Here is a 15,870-nt window from a genome sequence, read left to right as displayed (position 1 = left end):
ATTACAGCCGATTTCCATCACTGATTACATTTATTATACGTCATCTCATCGTTGCTGGAAAGAGAACATCCCGTTTCTTTACATCGATAATGCCCTGCTGTGTAATGCGGATATATGGAAGATGGGTGGACGACAAAAATAAAATCGCATAAACCGGATCGTCAAACGGATAGCCGAACGATTGCAGGAGGGTTTGCAACGTCTTTTCTTTCTCAATCAATTCCCGCATGCCACCTGCGAACATGCTTCCGGAAAGGGGTAATGGCAACTCAAATAAAATCTCTCCGTCATGCGCAGCAACAATACCGCCCCCAAGCTCTTTCATCCGTTGCCATGCTAATAACATATCCTGCTTGCATTTACCGATAAAGACGATGTCACCACTCGCTGAATATGAGCTTGCCAATCCACCCAATCGATTAGTGAAACCTTTAATGGCAGTATTCACACGCCACTGCCCTTGTCGGTCCATAAGCATTAGAAAAGCATCATCGTTATTGTCCGGAATAACATCAAGCGTTACATCCGTATTAATGGCATAAGCTTTTATGATCACATCATTAATAAGCTGCAACCCGAGCGGAACGGAAAATTGCATATCATCCAACGTCAGATCCCAGTTGAAGGTCACCGGTTGAATATCATGACCGGACCAGTCAACACTCGAAACTGTCTCATTCGAGGGATGATCTTTATGAATCCATTCCCCTTTGGCAAGAACGCCGGCCGGGGTTGGATGGTTTGGATCCTCCAGTATGTTAATATTTGCCAGCCGCCCCGGAGCAATACAACCGACTTCTTCGATAAGGCCGTAATAGGCGGCTACATTGTGTGAAGCCATCCGGTACGCATCAGGTAACGGAATTCCCCTATCGATGGCAATAGCGACGCAGACGTTCATGATACCATTTTCATAGAACCCCGGTGTCGATCCATCCGTTGTCATCATTAAATGATCGAATGAATGAAGCCCCTCGGCCAACAGCTCGTCAATCAAATTGGGCAAATCGGGCCGAATGGATGAATAACGAAGTCCAACCTGGTACCCAAGTTGCAAACGTGTCATAACTTCTTTTCCGGTTATGGCTTCATGATCTGCTGACACGCCCAACAATTTCATTTTCGTCAATGTCCGCTCTGATGCACCGGGCAAATGCCCCTCTATTGGTTTCCCCAGACGTTTAGCTTCCTGAATCCAGTACAGGAGACGGTCATCCCCGTCCAATAAGCTTGGCCAGGCCGTCAACTCTCCCCCTTGAATAACGGAAGGATGCTGAAGCCATGACATGACACTCGACGTACTGAACAAATCCTCATCCTTCTGCAGCGCGGTTTGTGAATCCAGTCGCGCCCACCAGTACATGGAAACGGGTAATCGGTCCAGAGCGTTCAATAAGGAAAACGCTTTCTCTTTGTCCAGCAAAAAGTTCCAAAGCAAATTATCATTGATAAATGTTGTCGTTCCGTATTCGGCACCATGATGTGCAAGTGATTCCGGATTATACAGTTGGAATGGATGGGCATGCGGTTCCATATATCCAGGAACAAGATACTGACCCGAACAATCAATCACTTCCGCTCGGTCGTACTTCTCCGGCATCGCATCACCGGCATACACAATTCGGTCGCACAAAATCCAAATATTCGCCTGTTGCCATTGTTTCGTATACGTATTTAAATACATTCCATTTTTTAAGATAATCGTTGGGGAAACATTTCCATCCATAACAGCGACATGTTCCCTCAATTCTCGGTTTCTCCATTGAAATCTATTCTCTGACATACTAATCAATGCTCCAAAGAAATGGTTTTATCCATCGTAACATAAATATCACGTGTATGCGGTAGCGTTTTCATAAAAGAAAATGAACCTTTTGTGACATAATTGATATGCAGTCCGGTATAATCAGAGCTGTCCAGGAAATGTAACAGCCCACATTCGCCTGAGAAGGCATGCGGGCTGTTTGAAATGGATAGGGTATCAAAAATGCAAACTGTCATACCGACTAATTATGTTGTTCCCGCAGATCGTGCGATGTCATTCCGGTAATAGAAACGGTCGGAATGGATGCGACGATCCATCCATTCGTATGCATCTGTGATAGCTTCGGCAAGTGAATCTCCTTTGGCACCTGCCAGAAGAACCCTCCCGCCGTCTGAGACTAATTGGTCAGATTCTTTGCGCGTTCCGGCATGAATGACGAATGCACCATCTTCCGTCAGTTGATCAGGCAATGGAACACCTTTCTCATATGGACCCGGATACCCCTTGGATGCGAGGACGATACCGGCACAGCTTTTTGATTCCCACGAAAGCTTGGGATCCTTGCCATCCAGTACATCAAGCAATACTTGCAGCAGGTCATTTTCCAACAGCGGCAGCACGACTTGTGTCTCCGGATCACCGAATCGCGCATTAAACTCGATGGCTTTCGGTCCCTTCGCCGTCATCATCATTCCCGCATACAGAATGCCTGTAAATGGATGCCCTTCCTGGCTGATGCCATCTGCGGCTTTCTGTAAAACGTGTTCTGTTATGTCATCAAGGGTTTCCTGAGACACATCGTCCACAGGAGCATAAGCACCCATTCCGCCCGTGTTCGGTCCTTCATCATGATCACAAGCCCGTTTATAATCACGTGCAGGCAACATCGGGAACACATGGTTTCCGTGGACAAATGCCATGAGCGAGAGTTCCGGTCCTTCCAGGCATTCTTCAATGACAATACTCGATGCCTCATCCGAATGATCGTCATGGGGCAACAGCTGATCCACGGCTTCAAGTGCCTCCTCCATAGTGCGCGCAACAATGACACCTTTACCGCCAGCAAGGCCATCCGCTTTCACAACGACCGGTACGCCAATTTTATTGATATAGGCTTTGGCATCGGCTGGCTCGGTAAAACCAGCATACGCAGCCGTCGGAATATCATAGTGCAACATGAAGTCTTTGGCGTAACGTTTGCTTCCTTCCAGCATAGCCGCTGCTTTTGTCGGTGCAAAAATGGGCAGACCTGCTTCATGAAACCGATCCGTGATGCCGGCAAGCAATGGATTTTCCGGGCCGACAATCGTCAAGTCAATCACGTTTTCAGTGGCAAAGTCCACCAATCCATTCGTATCCATTTCATCAATGTCCACACAAACAGCAATATCACGGATGCCACCATTGCCGGGCGCCGCGTAAATCCGGTCCACCCGTTCACTTTCGTACAACTTTTTAGCAATGCTGTGCTCCCGTCCACCTCGTCCAATAAGCAATAAATTCACAAAAACACCTACTTCCCATGTCAATGTTTAAAATGACGCATGCTTGTAAATACCATAGCAATACCATACTGGTTGCACATGTCAATTGAATCTTGGTCCCGCTTCGATCCACCTGGCTGTATAATCGCCGTCACACCTGCTTTGGCAGCGGCTTCGACGGTGTCCGGCATTGGAAAAAAGGCATCTGACGCCAGCACAGAACCTTTCGCTTTGTCGCCTGCCTGCGTCACCGCAATCTCCGCAGCACCGACCCGGTTCATTTGTCCGGCACCGACACCGAGCGTCTGCTTCTCTTTCGCCAAAACAATCGCATTGGACTTCACATGTTTCACAGCTTTCCAGGCAAACGCCAAGTCCGTCATTTGCGCTTCCGTCGGCTGTTTTTCTGTCGGATAGTCCAGCTGTTTATCCGAAATGGAACCGTCATCACCGGACTGAATCAGCACACCGCCATGAACAGCTGTCAGCTCATGGGACCCTGTTTCTGTTTGCTGCATATCCACTTTCAGCAAACGAATATTTTTCTTTTCAGTTAAAATAGCTATCGCATCCTCGGTGAATTGCGGCGCCATCACAATTTCTAGAAAAATCTCTCCCATTTTTTTCGCAACATCCTTATCGACCGTCCGATTACAAGCAACAATGCCGCCAAAAATCGAAACCGGATCTGAATCGTAGGCTTTGGCAAAAGCATCATTGAGATCGGCTGCTTCCCCGATGCCGCTCGGATTCATATGCTTAACCGCCACAACAGTCGGGTAATCATACTCAGCAATCATGGCCAGTGCCGCATTGGCATCCTGAATGTTATTATAGGAAAGCTGTTTACCGTGCAATTGGCTCGCCGAGGTCAGACTCATTGCTGTCTGCTGCGGCTTCTTATAAAATGCCGCCTGCTGGTGTGGGTTCTCGCCATACCTTAGTGACTGCACTTTTTCATAGGTAACGGTGTAATTTTCTGGAAATGCCTCTTCCGTCATGTAACCAGCAATCAAAGCATCATATTGTGCCGTATGGCGGAATACTTTTGCAGCCAATGCTTTCCGTTTGCTGCGGTCGAGCGCGTTATTACGAATCGCATCGAGAACGTCTTCATAATCATCCGGATCAACGACGGCTGTCACATCATTCATATTTTTAGCAGCTGCGCGCAACATGGCTGGGCCGCCAATATCAATGTTTTCAATAATGGTCTCTTCTGTCGCACTTGGTTGATCAAGCGTTTGTTTAAATGGATAAAGATTAACAACGACCATATCAACAGGCTTTATGTCATTGTCGGCCAGCTGGCGCAGATGCACATCTTTTCCGCGATCAGCTAAAATACCGCCATGCAGCGCCGGATGCAACGTTTTCACGCGTCCGTCGAGCATTTCCGCAAAGCCTGTCAGGTCCTCAGCAGCGGTGGCGTCAACGCCGGCATCACGAAGCTTTTTTAACGTACCGCCGGTAGAAACAATCTCATAGCCCAATCCGGCCAGTTCGGACGCGAACGATTCTACATAACGTTTATCGTATACACTTATCAGTACCCGTTTCATAACATGAACTCCTCGCTTTTGTTTATCGATTTACAAATCAAAACGCATGCTTTCCGGTCACTCCGGTTGTTCGAGCAACTGCCGAATGACAGCAGGATATAACTGATGTTCGGTTTGTTGGATTCGTTCAGCCAACGTATCTTCCGTATCATCAGGCAAAACGGGAACCTCCCGCTGTGCAATCACGTCTCCCGTATCCACTCCCTCATCAACATAATGAACGGTCACCCCGGTTGTTCGCACACCTGCCCGGTAAGCTTGGCCGATGGCATCTTTGCCGGGAAATTGTGGAAGAAGGGAGGGATGAATATTAATAATTCTACCTTCGTAATTTTTCAGCAATGTTTCTCCAATAATTCGCATATAACCGGCTAGGAAAATCCATGCAACGTTCATTTCGCGCAGTTTGTCCAACACTAGCTGTTCATACGTTGCTTTAGAGGCAAACGTCTTTGGATGAAAAACGGATGCTTCCACCCCAAACTTTTCCGCTTTCTCAAGGACTGGTGCATCCGATCGATCACAAACTAGCAGGACCACGTCGACCGCACGTTCGGTGTCATTCATGATGGATTCAAAATTGCTCCCGGTTCCAGATGCAAATACAGCAGCACGCATGTTTTTCATCGTTTGATATGCACTCCTTCATCCGACACCGTTTCACCGATGACCCACGCTTGTTCACCGATATCAGCTAGAATACGCAGTACCGTGTCCGCATCTTTTTGTGCAACAACGAGACTCATCCCAATACCCATATTAAAAATTTGGTACATTTCCTCATCCGACATGTCGCCGATATCCTGCAAGAATGTGAAAATACCGGGTTCATCCCAGCTCGACGTATGCAGCTCAACGCCGATTCCTTCCGGCAGCATACGGGGCAGATTTTCGTGAAAACCACCGCCGGTAATGTGGGCCATTCCTTTGATTGTCACGTCTTGCATGACGGACTGAATGGGTGTGGCATAAATTTTTGTCGGCGTCAGCAGCACATCCCCAAGCGGAGCATCCAACCCATCATATGTTTTGGTCAGTTCAAGGTCCTCTACCAGCTTGCGAACGAGGGAATAGCCATTCGAGTGAATCCCACTGGAACGTAACCCGATGACCGCATCACCTACAGCGATCGATTCACCAGTGACGAGACGTGACTTTTCGGCAATGCCTACTGCAAAACCGGATAAATCGTAGGCTCCGGACGCATACATACCCGGCATCTCTGCTGTTTCTCCGCCAATCAGAGCAGCTCCAGCATCAACACACCCGGCGGAAATGCCGGAGACAATTTGTTCAGCCCATTCGGGATCCGTTTTCCCACTTGCTATATAGTCAAGGAAAAATAACGGTTCGGCACCCTGGGCAACAATGTCATTCACGCACATGGCCACCAGATCCACGCCGATGGTATCATGTCTGCCCATCTGTACCGCCAATTTGAGTTTCGTACCAACACCATCTGTTCCGGAAACAAGAACGGGCTCTTGATATGAAAATGATGTTAAATCGAAAAGACCAGCAAACGCACCGATTCCACCGAGCGTTTCCGGCCGGGATGTCTGATGGATGTGTGTTTTCATTCGGTTAACGGCCTCATATCCTTGCTCCACATCGACACCGGCTTGTTTATATCTGTTTTCCATGGTCACTACCCCCTCTTAAACCGACTTGTGAACCGGTATTTCCTGAATTGGTTGAATCGGTTGTCACCGGATAATAGCCTGTCATACATGCGGCACAAATACCTTGATGGATGGTTTTATCTTTGATGATGGACTTTTCCAGACCCGTTACACTCAGAAAGGAAACGCTGTCGGCACCGATCATGCTTCGTATCTGATCCAGCGAATAATTAGCTGCAATCAATTCATCGTATGTTGACATATCGATACCATAAAAGCATGGATGCTGTATGGTCGGTGATGCGATGCGGACGTGCACTTCGCTGGCACCTGCATGCTTCAACATTTGCACAATCCGTTTGCACGTCGTCCCGCGCACAATCGAATCATCGATCATGACAACCTTTTTGCCTTCAACCATTCCTCTGACAGGGGCCAGTTTCATTTTCACGCCTTGTTCACGCAATTCCTGAGACGGCTGTATAAATGTGCGGCCGACATAACGATTTTTGATAATCCCCATCTCATATGGCAGTCCGCTTTCTTCCGCAAAACCGATAGCGGCGGAAATGCTGGAATCCGGAACACCAACAACGATATCAGCCGCAGCAGGTGCTTCAGAGGCCAGTTCCTTCCCCATCTGTTTACGTGACGCATGGACATTGACGGCGTTCACATCACTGTCTGGCCTTGATAAATACACATATTCCATGGCGCACATTCTCCGCTGACCCCGCATGGCGAATCTGGATGATTGGAGGCCATCGTCGCTTATGGTCACCAATTCCCCGGGAAGCACATCCCGTTCAAAAACAGCACCAATCTGATCAAACGCACACGATTCGGATGCCACCACATAGGCATCACCCAAGCGGCCGATGGACAATGGCCTGATACCATTTGGATCAACAGCCGCATACAGTTTGTCATCGGTAAGAATCAGAAAGCCGTAAGCACCGCTCGTCTGATTAAGCGCATCGGCAATGGCTGTTTCATTGACTTCCATACTTCGTTGTTTCATGAGGTGAGCAACCACTTCCGTATCCGATGATGTCTGCAAAATACTTCCCTTGTGTTCCAATTCGGATTGGAGCCTATCAGCATTCATGAGGTTTCCATTATTCGCCAATGCCATGCTTTGTATCTGTGACTGAAACAAAAGCGGCTGTACATTTTCATACACTTGACTTCCTTCCGTAGCACTTCGCACATGACCAATGGCAACATTGCCTGATAGTTGGGAAAATTCAGCAAAACTGAATACATCATTGACCAACCCGAGTCCTTTATGGGAGAGGAGACGCTTGCCGTTATTGACGACAAGGCCGGCTCCATCCTGTCCACGGTGCTGCATTGCGTGAAGACCATAATACGTCAGTTCCGCTGCCTTTGGATGCCCCCAAATACCAAAAATGCCGCATTCTTCGGTTATGCTTTTTTGTTCAGCAGGCATGGAATAGCTCCTTTCCACAGGTTCTCAAGCATGCTGGCTGATTCATCAATAATTGATCTTTTGTTAACATGGACATCCAATCGATCATTGTCTGTCACATAGCCAATAGGTGCTGCGTCGGCGACCATGCTTTCAAAGGCATCTTTATTCTCCGGTCGTACAGTGACAAGAAACCGTGACTGGGATTCACTGAAAAGGGCAGCCGTGGCATCACCTGTGACAGATGCTTTAACACCTAGTCCTTTGCCGTTGAACACGGATTCTGCCAGTGCTGCAGCCAGTCCGCCCTCACTGACATCCCGAGCGGATTGAACCAGACCGGTTTGAATCGCCTGCAGCAACTGTTCCTGCCGATTGGCTTCGACTTGCATATCAATTGCTGGTGCCTTTCCTTCGTAGCGTCCGGAAACGATGTTTTGCAGTTCGCTGCCACCGAATTCAGCCTTTGTTTCACCGATCAAATAGACCACGTCATACGCTTGTTGGAAAAAGCTTGGTGTAATGTGATCAAGCGATGCGGCTAAACCAACCATGCCAACAACCGGTGTCGGAAAGATAGAATACCCATTGGATTGGTTGTATAAAGATACATTTCCGCTGATGACGGGTGTTTCAAGAGCATTGGCGGCGGCACTCATACCATCGACACTTTGTTCCATCTGCCAGAAAACATCCGGATTGGTCGGATTGCCATAATTCAGTCCGTCTGTCAGTCCAAGCGGCTGAGCACCGGAACAGACAATATTGCGGGCCGCTTCAGCAACGGCGATTTTTCCTCCCATTTCCGGGTCAAGATACAGATAACGAGAATTACAGTCAGTCGTCATAGAGAGGGCTTTATCGGTTCCTTCCAGACGTATGACAGCCGCCTCCGATTCTGATGCGACAACGTTATTCGTCTGGCTGTCGGAATCCATTTGGTTATACACCCATTCTTTGCTGGCGACGGTCGGTTGCTGGAGAATTTGTCTGAGCATGGCTTGATGGTCATCCACATCAGGAATTGTATCCTCCATCTGCTGAAATGACCGGAAATAGTCTGCTTCCCTCGACGGCATGTCGTATACTGGAGCTTCTTCGGCCAAAGCATCAGCTGGTACGTCGGCTACGGTTTCTCCGTGCTGAAGCAACCGGAACGATGTATCTTCGGTTACTTTCCCTACCTCGGCACAGTCCAGCCCATGCTTGGCAAATACGTCGATGATTTCTTGTTCACGACCTTTTTTCACGACAAGCAGCATGCGTTCCTGGGTTTCTGACAGCATCAATTCATACGCATTCATATCCGATTCACGCTTCGGTACCGAATCCAAGTCCATCGTGATACCGGTTCCTGCCTTACTGGCCATTTCACTTGCCGATGATGTCAATCCGGCAGCACCCATATCCTGTATTCCGACAAGCGCATCGGACTGCATAACCTCCAGGCACGCCTCTATCAGCTGTTTTTCCATGGCCGGGTCCCCAGTCGGAAGTTCCGGATCCGATTCGTCGTCTGCCAGATCACCGGAGGCAAATGTTGCACCATGAATACCGTCTCGTCCTGTCGGCGCCCCCGCATACAAAACCGTATTGCCGGGGCCTGCTGCAATGCCTCTTTGGATATCGCCATGACGGATAAGTCCAACACACATGGCATTAACGAGTGGATTATCTTCATAGGTGCTATCAAACTGTGCTTCACCGCCTATTGCCGGAATACTGACACCACTTCCGTATTCCGCCATACCACGGACGACTTCCTGAAACAAATGATTGACTCTTTCCGTTCCCAACGTGCCGAATCGCAATGAATTCATTAAAGCAACAGGCTGTGCCCCCATGGAAAAAACGTCACGGACAATGCCGCCAACACCGGTAGCTGCTCCATTGTAGGGGTCAACAGCAGACGGATGGTTATGACTTTCAATTTTAAAAACGGCAGCCAGTCCATCACCGACGTCAATAATGCCGGCACCTTCCCCAGGTCCCTGGAGAACGTGCTTACCGTTGGATGGGAATTTTTTCAGCAACGGCTTGGACGTTTTATAGCTGCAATGCTCCGACCACATTACCGAAAAAATTCCGGTTTCCGTCATGTTTGGACGTCGCTGCAGTATGTCCTTCACCCGTCTGTATTCCTCGTTACTCAATCCTGAATCCAAATACAATTTTTCCTGTTCAATCTTTTCCGGTGTAACGTCATGCGTTGACGGCATGGGTATCCCTCCAATGGTTGACCAGTCATGCGACCAGTCATATTCGAATATGATCGTGCACATCTGCGTCGTCGCGTCCTCATGCGTTATATCGCAAAGCATCAGTGTAGATAAGTTCTCCAGGCTTGTTTGCAAAGACAAGCCCCTTTAGCTTTTTTCACACAGCAGTTTTCCTTTCAAGGTCAGCCATCCAGTCCAATTCGACGGAATATGTGATCGACATTTTTTAAATGATGAGTCGGGTCAAAGCACGCATCCAATTCAGCCGATGTCAGCTTGTCAGTGACGTGTTCATCCGCTTCAAGCAAATCCCGGAAAGAAATCCCCTGTTCCCAAGCCTCCATAGCTTTCGGCTGGATAAGATCATACGCATTCTCACGGGTCATGCCATGTTCTACAAGCTCAAGCAGCACACGCTGGGAAAAAATAACGCCGTATGTTTGGTCGATATTCGCCCGCATGTTTTCGGAATAAACGGTCAGGTTGCGGACAATGCCGGCAAAACGGTTCAGCATATAGTTGAGGGCAGATGTCGTATCCGGCAATATAATCCGTTCGGCTGAGGAATGGGAAATATCGCGTTCGTGCCAGAGAGACACATTTTCAGCTGCGGTTACCATATGTCCCCGCAACACACGGGCTAAGCCGGTCATGTTTTCCGAACCAATCGGATTGCGTTTATGCGGCATGGCCGATGACCCCTTCTGTCCTTTCGCAAAAAATTCTTCCACTTCGCGCGTTTCGGTTTTTTGCAGGCCGCGGATTTCAGTTGCAAATTTTTCAATCGATGCAGCAATGAGCCCCAGTGCCGAAATATACGCTGCATGCCTGTCCCGCTGCAACGTCTGTGTTGATACCGGGGCCGGTGTCAGGCCAAGTTTGGCACACACATACTCCTCGACATACGGGTCAATATTCGCATACGTGCCGACCGCGCCGGACAGCTTGCCATACTCGATATCGTTCGCGGCCTGTTCAAAACGGTCGAGATGACGTTTCATTTCCTCGTACCAAAGGGCAAGTTTCAGGCCGAATGTTGTCGGCTCGGCATGAACACCGTGTGTCCGTCCCATCATCACCGTATATTTGTGCTCGATGGCCTTCTCCTTTAAAATGTCCAAAAACTGGTGCAAGTCCTTGCGCAAAATATCGTTGGCCTGCTTCAGCAAATACGACTGTGCGGTATCCACGACATCGGTGGACGTCAAACCGTAATGCACCCACTTGCGTTCGTTGCCTAGTGTTTCCGAAACCGACCGTGTAAAGGCAATGACATCATGCCGGGTCTCCGCTTCAATCGCTTGGATCCGCTCCACGTCGAAGGAAGCGTTATGGCGGATTTTTTCCACATCACCGGCAGGTATGACACCGAGTTCGCTCCACGCTTCACAGGCTAGAATCTCTACTTCCAACCATGCGTTATATTTATTTTCTTCCGTCCAAATCGTTCCCATTTCTTCTCGTGTATAACGATCAATCATGTCTCTTCCTCCTGATAGACAGCAACATTACGGCTTACTTCAGCCGACGATTCGCCAGTAAACGTCAAGTGGCCCATTTTGCGTTTCGGTTTCACTGTTTCCTTGCCGTAAACGTGAACAAATGCATGTTCCCATACGGATGACTGAGCCAATGCTGGATGTGTCTCTTCCCCAAGCAGGTTAATCATTACGGCTGGATTAAGCAGCCGGACAGGCATAAGTGGAAGTCCGCAAACAGCCCGGATATGCTGCTGAAACTGGGATACGTTGCATGCTTCAATCGTGTAGTGACCCGAATTGTGTGGGCGCGGTGCCATTTCATTGATATAAACAGAATCATCTTTTACGAACATTTCAACGGCAAAGGTGCCAACAACATTAAGTTTTTCGGCAATAATCGCCGCTGCTTCAATCGCCTTACGGTGCACGGTTTCACTAATAGACGCGGGGACAGTGGTTTTGTATAAGATTTGTTCCTTGTGTTCATTTTCACCAATCGGAAAATACGTGATATCACCCGACTGACCTCGTGTGAACACAACAGAAATTTCCTTGTCGAATGAAATCCATTCCTCAGCAATACAGGAATCATGTTCTTCAGCAAATGTACAGGCCTCGGGTACATCTTCCTCAGCCGTTACCTTTTGCTGTCCTTTGCCGTCATAACCACCGCTGAGTGTCTTCACAACAGCCGGAAATCGCATGTCTTCCAGAGCTGTTTTGCATTCCTGAGCATTCGTAACAATGAAAAAGGGAGGTACCGGCAAACCGGACTCATCCACCGTCGATTTTTCCTTTTGCCGGTTCTGGGTTACTTCCAGAGCATCCGTCCCCTGCGGAAGTTTTCCTTGCTGTTTAACCAATTCAGCTGCATCCGCATCGACGTTTTCAAATTCATACGTAACAACAGCACTCATGTCGGTCAACTGTCTGATCCCTTCCTCGTCATCATAGCTGGAAACAATGTGTTCATCAGCAACCTGAGAGGCAGGGCAATCCGATGTCGGGTCAAGAACGGCAATCCTGTATCCCATATATTTTGCCGAAATCGCCATCATACGTCCTAACTGTCCTCCGCCGATGATTCCGATTGTCTTCGGCGGAAGAATGACATTATTGTTTGTCAAGCTCCTCCCTCATTTCTGTCACAGATTCTTTCATCGTCTCCCGGTGTTCCTGCAGCCGGGATGCCACTGTACCATCAAACGCACCTATCATTTGAGCGGCAAGCAGACCAGCATTTTTTGCACCGGAACGGCCGATGGCAACAGTAGCTGTCGGCACACCGCCCGGCATTTGCACAATGGACAAGAGGGAATCCAGACCATCCAATGCCTTGGACTGCATCGGAACGCCGATGACAGGGAGTGTCGTCTGCGCCGCCACCATGCCCGGCAAATGGGCAGCGCCACCCGCTCCGGCAATAATTGCCCGCAATCCACGCTCCCGTGCCGATGCTGCATACGTCGCCATGTCCTGCGGGGTGCGGTGCGCGGAAATGATTTCTTTTTCATACGAGATCTGCAATTCGTCCAGCATATCACAAGCATGTGTCATCGTTTCCCAGTCTGATATGCTGCCCATAATAACACCAACTTGCGCCACTTGAATCCCTTCTTTCATCCTTCACTATTTAAATAAAAAAATCCATTCTCCTCCCCATAAATCCATAAGAGAAGATGAATGGACTCCTCACTGACAAAACAGATCATTGGCCCACAAGCCATGAGTCATCTCCCCTCATAGTCCGGCATTTACGGTGCCGGGTAGAGACTTTCAGGCCATATTCCCGAAAATATATGAGGTACCGTATGTTATTGGCCCAAGTATAACAAGCATCTGAACCTCAGTCAATATAAATCGAATATTATTATGTTTTCATTTCTTATTGTTCGTATTTTAGAGCGAAAACGTCAAAATTAATGATAATTAATAAGCTAATGACGTGCCAAATGCTCGTTTATGCTGTTTCCCCAGCGTTTTAATGATAATGATTCTCAAAATCATCGACTTCTGACTAATTAGGAAATAAACTGGACATATAAAGAATTGGGGCACTGGGCTGTATACTTACGTGTGTGTTATTTCGTCCAGAATATGCAATAGGACACTATCCCCATCAACAGAGCGACTGATGGGGATTTATTTTTAAAATAAAAAAGCAAGTGATTTCAAAAACACATCCTTGACAGTTTTTCGGGTGAAACGTATGATTATTACTGATAATGATAATCTTTATCAGTACAAACTATGCGAAGTAGGTGAGAAAAATAAATATAAGGGACAGCATTCTGGGCAGACGTACCATTTTTGATTACAAGCCTGAGAAGATTGATCACAATCTGCTTATTTCCTTATTTAATGATGCAGCATATGCACCGAATCATCATATGAAAGAACCGTGGAAGTTAAAAGTATATCAAGATGAAGCACGGTTGGTATTCGGCAGGAAAATCGTTGAAAGTTACATACGGCTTGGTTTATTAAACAACCTTTCAAAAGAAGACTTGGAAAAAGCCCGACGGAAATACGATCGCTTTTTTTATTCGATACCGCATCACATTCTTTTTTACATGGATAAAGAAAATGACGCCGGTTATCAGGATGATGAAAATTATGCTGCAGTTTGTGCATTCATTCAAAATTTTCAGTTGCTGGCATGGGAAAAAGGAATAGGAACGATGTGGACGGCCAAACCTGTATTACTCGATGAAATATTCATCAAAGCTGTCGGGTTATCGGCTGAGAAGCAACGTCTGATAGCAGTGCTTCAAGTTGGCTATCCAAACAAAATACCCCGCAGCCGCGGGAGGAAGCGAATGGATGATTCCATCGAATGGATTCAATCTCAATCAGATAATGATGAGCGAAATGCATGAAAAAATTGGTTTTTGTTACAGTGACATTGATATTGTTTGTATTGGCTGCCTGTAATGGTAATAATGAGGAACAAAATGCCGACAGTGATAATGATAATAAAGAAAATAACCTGAGCACCTGTCACGTGCTCAGGCTGCTTTTAAATATGTTGTATCAATAAAAACCCTTGCTCTAAAGAGATTCACGACAAAGCTATTGATCTTCTTGATCGCCACCCGGTTTTGACTGAGGTAAATGCTGCGTAGCTACCGCATCGCTGGCCTTTGCGTTCTTTTTTTGATTAAACAGCCGGCCTTTTCGCACTTGTTTCACCCAGAAACCACCGTGAATCTGTTTTGGTTCATAGGAAATGATAAATGCTTTCGGGTCTATTTGCTTAATCGTTTCGTACAATCGCAATTCATACTTTCGGGGTGTCAAAATTTGCATGGCCAGACGATCGCCTTCCATGCCATATGCGAACCAGCTCGTGACACCATACCCTTTGTCACGAACCTGTCTTGTAAAATCAATATCCGGATTGGAGGAAATGACATTGACGGTAATATAACCAAGCGCCAATTTTTCTTCAATTTTCGTGCCGACAATCACCCCCGTACCAAAGCCAATCGCATAAGCAACCAGATTTTGAATTTCATTTAAATTGTCCAATACAAGACCCAACCCCAAAACATAGACGACAATCTCAAACATGCTGACAAACGCAGCCATATAGCGACGATTTTTCAACGTGAGAATCATGCGCATGGTGGAAAGCGACACATAAACAATATTGATGATCAGAATAATCGTAACCATAGCTATGGCATTATCAAGCAATATAACCCCTCCTTCATTGATGGTCACACAGGAAATCAGTTAACGACAGCTCACGATTTTATTCACCGGACGACGCGCCTATGCATAGATTGTAAAGAGTATTTGCCGAATGGGGGTATCATCATGGATCCATTTCAACAAATGACTGACTGGCGAAGGAATATGGATCACTTTTTCGGTGAGCAATTCTGGAATGAATTTGAACATATCGTCAAACCAACAATACCAGCCATCAATATGTATCAGTACGATCATGAAATCATATGCATCGCCAGCATGCCGGGGTTAAGAGATCTTAACAAGATTGACATCTATGTGGATCATGCAACCCTGGAACTTAAGGGAGCCATTGACATAGCTTATACCGGCGGGACGGTTATTAAAGACGAAATTCTTCAAGGTGTTTTTGAACGGGAGGTGACGTTGCCATTCCCCGTACGAAAAGATAAAGTGCATGCCAACTATCGCAACGGCCTACTGATCATTCATTTACACCGACTTATATCGGAGGAAACCAACCGCAGCAAAGTGTCCATCCAATTGGACGATGATGACTAGCCGTTTTACTGACGTTTTTCATTTTATTGTATCCTCATGACGGAAAAA

14 protein-coding genes and 1 riboswitch are annotated in these 15,870 nt (G+C 47.2%); of the genes, 3 read left to right on the top strand and 11 right to left on the bottom strand.

All coding sequences use genetic code 11. The features are described from left to right. Positions 1-40: 40 nt before the first annotated feature. The 10 genes from ACZ5Q7_RS06915 to purE all read right to left on the bottom strand — a co-directional run bounded on the left by ACZ5Q7_RS06915 (position 41) and on the right by purE (position 13,170). A complete protein-coding gene (locus tag ACZ5Q7_RS06915; protein WP_343750719.1) occupies positions 41-1,783 on the bottom strand; it encodes an adenine deaminase C-terminal domain-containing protein in 1,743 nt (580 codons plus the stop codon). A gap of 227 nt (positions 1,784-2,010) precedes the next feature. Continuing rightward, positions 2,011-3,270, bottom strand: coding sequence for a phosphoribosylamine--glycine ligase (gene purD, locus ACZ5Q7_RS06910; protein WP_343750721.1), 1,260 nt, complete (start codon positions 3,268-3,270; stop codon positions 2,011-2,013). A 20-nt stretch (positions 3,271-3,290) separates the two neighbouring features. Next, positions 3,291-4,811 carry a bifunctional phosphoribosylaminoimidazolecarboxamide formyltransferase/IMP cyclohydrolase gene (purH, locus tag ACZ5Q7_RS06905; RefSeq protein ID WP_343750723.1) on the bottom strand — a complete coding sequence of 507 codons (1,521 nt, stop codon included), beginning with the start codon at positions 4,809-4,811 and terminating at the stop codon, positions 3,291-3,293. Positions 4,812-4,868: 57 nt separating this feature from the next. Next, positions 4,869-5,438: a phosphoribosylglycinamide formyltransferase gene (gene purN, locus ACZ5Q7_RS06900; RefSeq protein WP_343750725.1), complete on the bottom strand. Its 570-nt coding sequence runs from the start codon at positions 5,436-5,438 to the stop codon at positions 4,869-4,871. After that, a complete protein-coding gene (gene purM / locus ACZ5Q7_RS06895; RefSeq protein ID WP_343750727.1) occupies positions 5,435-6,454 on the bottom strand; it encodes a phosphoribosylformylglycinamidine cyclo-ligase in 1,020 nt (339 codons plus the stop codon). The genes purN and purM overlap by 4 nt, the downstream gene beginning before the upstream one ends. After that, positions 6,438-7,886 carry an amidophosphoribosyltransferase gene (gene purF, locus ACZ5Q7_RS06890; protein WP_343750729.1) on the bottom strand — a complete coding sequence of 483 codons (1,449 nt, stop codon included), beginning with the start codon at positions 7,884-7,886 and terminating at the stop codon, positions 6,438-6,440. Before purF ends, purM begins: the two co-directional genes overlap by 17 nt. After that, complete coding sequence (gene purL / locus ACZ5Q7_RS06885; protein ID WP_343750731.1) at positions 7,862-10,084, bottom strand: phosphoribosylformylglycinamidine synthase subunit PurL; 2,223 nt, start codon at positions 10,082-10,084, stop codon at positions 7,862-7,864. Before purL ends, purF begins: the two co-directional genes overlap by 25 nt. A 182-nt stretch (positions 10,085-10,266) precedes the next feature. Continuing rightward, positions 10,267-11,565, bottom strand: a complete 1,299-nt coding sequence (gene purB, locus ACZ5Q7_RS06880) for an adenylosuccinate lyase (protein ID WP_343750732.1) — start codon at positions 11,563-11,565, stop codon at positions 10,267-10,269. After that, positions 11,562-12,692 (bottom strand): 5-(carboxyamino)imidazole ribonucleotide synthase, encoded by a 1,131-nt coding sequence (purK, locus tag ACZ5Q7_RS06875; RefSeq protein WP_343750734.1) that lies wholly within the window; start codon positions 12,690-12,692, stop codon positions 11,562-11,564. The genes purB and purK overlap by 4 nt, the downstream gene beginning before the upstream one ends. Beyond that, a complete protein-coding gene (gene purE / locus ACZ5Q7_RS06870) occupies positions 12,679-13,170 on the bottom strand; it encodes a 5-(carboxyamino)imidazole ribonucleotide mutase (protein WP_343750736.1) in 492 nt (163 codons plus the stop codon). The genes purK and purE overlap by 14 nt, the downstream gene beginning before the upstream one ends. 118 nt (positions 13,171-13,288) lie before the next feature. Then, positions 13,289-13,388, bottom strand: a riboswitch (purine riboswitch). 438 nt (positions 13,389-13,826) lie between these two features. On the opposite strand from purE, the gene ACZ5Q7_RS06865 reads away from it, so the two are divergent. Continuing rightward, positions 13,827-14,444 (top strand): nitroreductase family protein, encoded by a 618-nt coding sequence (locus ACZ5Q7_RS06865; protein WP_343750738.1) that lies wholly within the window; start codon positions 13,827-13,829, stop codon positions 14,442-14,444. Further along, positions 14,441-14,605, top strand: coding sequence for a hypothetical protein (locus tag ACZ5Q7_RS06860; protein WP_343750739.1), 165 nt, complete (start codon positions 14,441-14,443; stop codon positions 14,603-14,605). Before ACZ5Q7_RS06865 ends, ACZ5Q7_RS06860 begins: the two co-directional genes overlap by 4 nt. Positions 14,606-14,637: 32 nt before the next feature. Here ACZ5Q7_RS06860 and ACZ5Q7_RS06855 read toward each other — a convergent pair whose 3' ends face one another. Beyond that, a complete protein-coding gene (locus ACZ5Q7_RS06855; RefSeq protein WP_343750741.1) occupies positions 14,638-15,264 on the bottom strand; it encodes a DUF2179 domain-containing protein in 627 nt (208 codons plus the stop codon). Positions 15,265-15,387: 123 nt separating this feature from the next. Between ACZ5Q7_RS06855 and ACZ5Q7_RS06850 the strand changes: the two genes are divergently transcribed. Next, a complete protein-coding gene (locus tag ACZ5Q7_RS06850; protein ID WP_343750742.1) occupies positions 15,388-15,822 on the top strand; it encodes an Hsp20/alpha crystallin family protein in 435 nt (144 codons plus the stop codon). Positions 15,823-15,870 lie beyond the last annotated feature (48 nt).

Source organism: Lentibacillus halophilus (genome assembly GCF_055395055.1).
This window is presented reverse-complemented; position numbering and strand designations above follow the sequence as displayed.

What these genes read in the sequence shown, in the direction of transcription:
- ACZ5Q7_RS06915 (WP_343750719.1), bottom strand. Translation starts at nt 1,783, where the DNA reads ATGTCAGAGAATAGATTTCAATGGAGAAACCGAGAATTGAGGGAACAT.
- purH (WP_343750723.1), bottom strand. Translation starts at nt 4,811, where the DNA reads ATGAAACGGGTACTGATAAGTGTATACGATAAACGTTATGTAGAATCG.
- purN (WP_343750725.1), bottom strand. Translation starts at nt 5,438, where the DNA reads ATGAAAAACATGCGTGCTGCTGTATTTGCATCTGGAACCGGGAGCAAT.
- purM (WP_343750727.1), bottom strand. Translation starts at nt 6,454, where the DNA reads ATGGAAAACAGATATAAACAAGCCGGTGTCGATGTGGAGCAAGGATAT.
- purF (WP_343750729.1), bottom strand. Translation starts at nt 7,886, where the DNA reads ATGCCTGCTGAACAAAAAAGCATAACCGAAGAATGCGGCATTTTTGGT.
- purL (WP_343750731.1), bottom strand. Translation starts at nt 10,084, where the DNA reads ATGCCGTCAACGCATGACGTTACACCGGAAAAGATTGAACAGGAAAAA.
- purB (WP_343750732.1), bottom strand. Translation starts at nt 11,565, where the DNA reads ATGATTGATCGTTATACACGAGAAGAAATGGGAACGATTTGGACGGAA.
- ACZ5Q7_RS06860 (WP_343750739.1), top strand. Translation starts at nt 14,441, where the DNA reads ATGAAAAAATTGGTTTTTGTTACAGTGACATTGATATTGTTTGTATTG.
- ACZ5Q7_RS06850 (WP_343750742.1), top strand. Translation starts at nt 15,388, where the DNA reads ATGGATCCATTTCAACAAATGACTGACTGGCGAAGGAATATGGATCAC.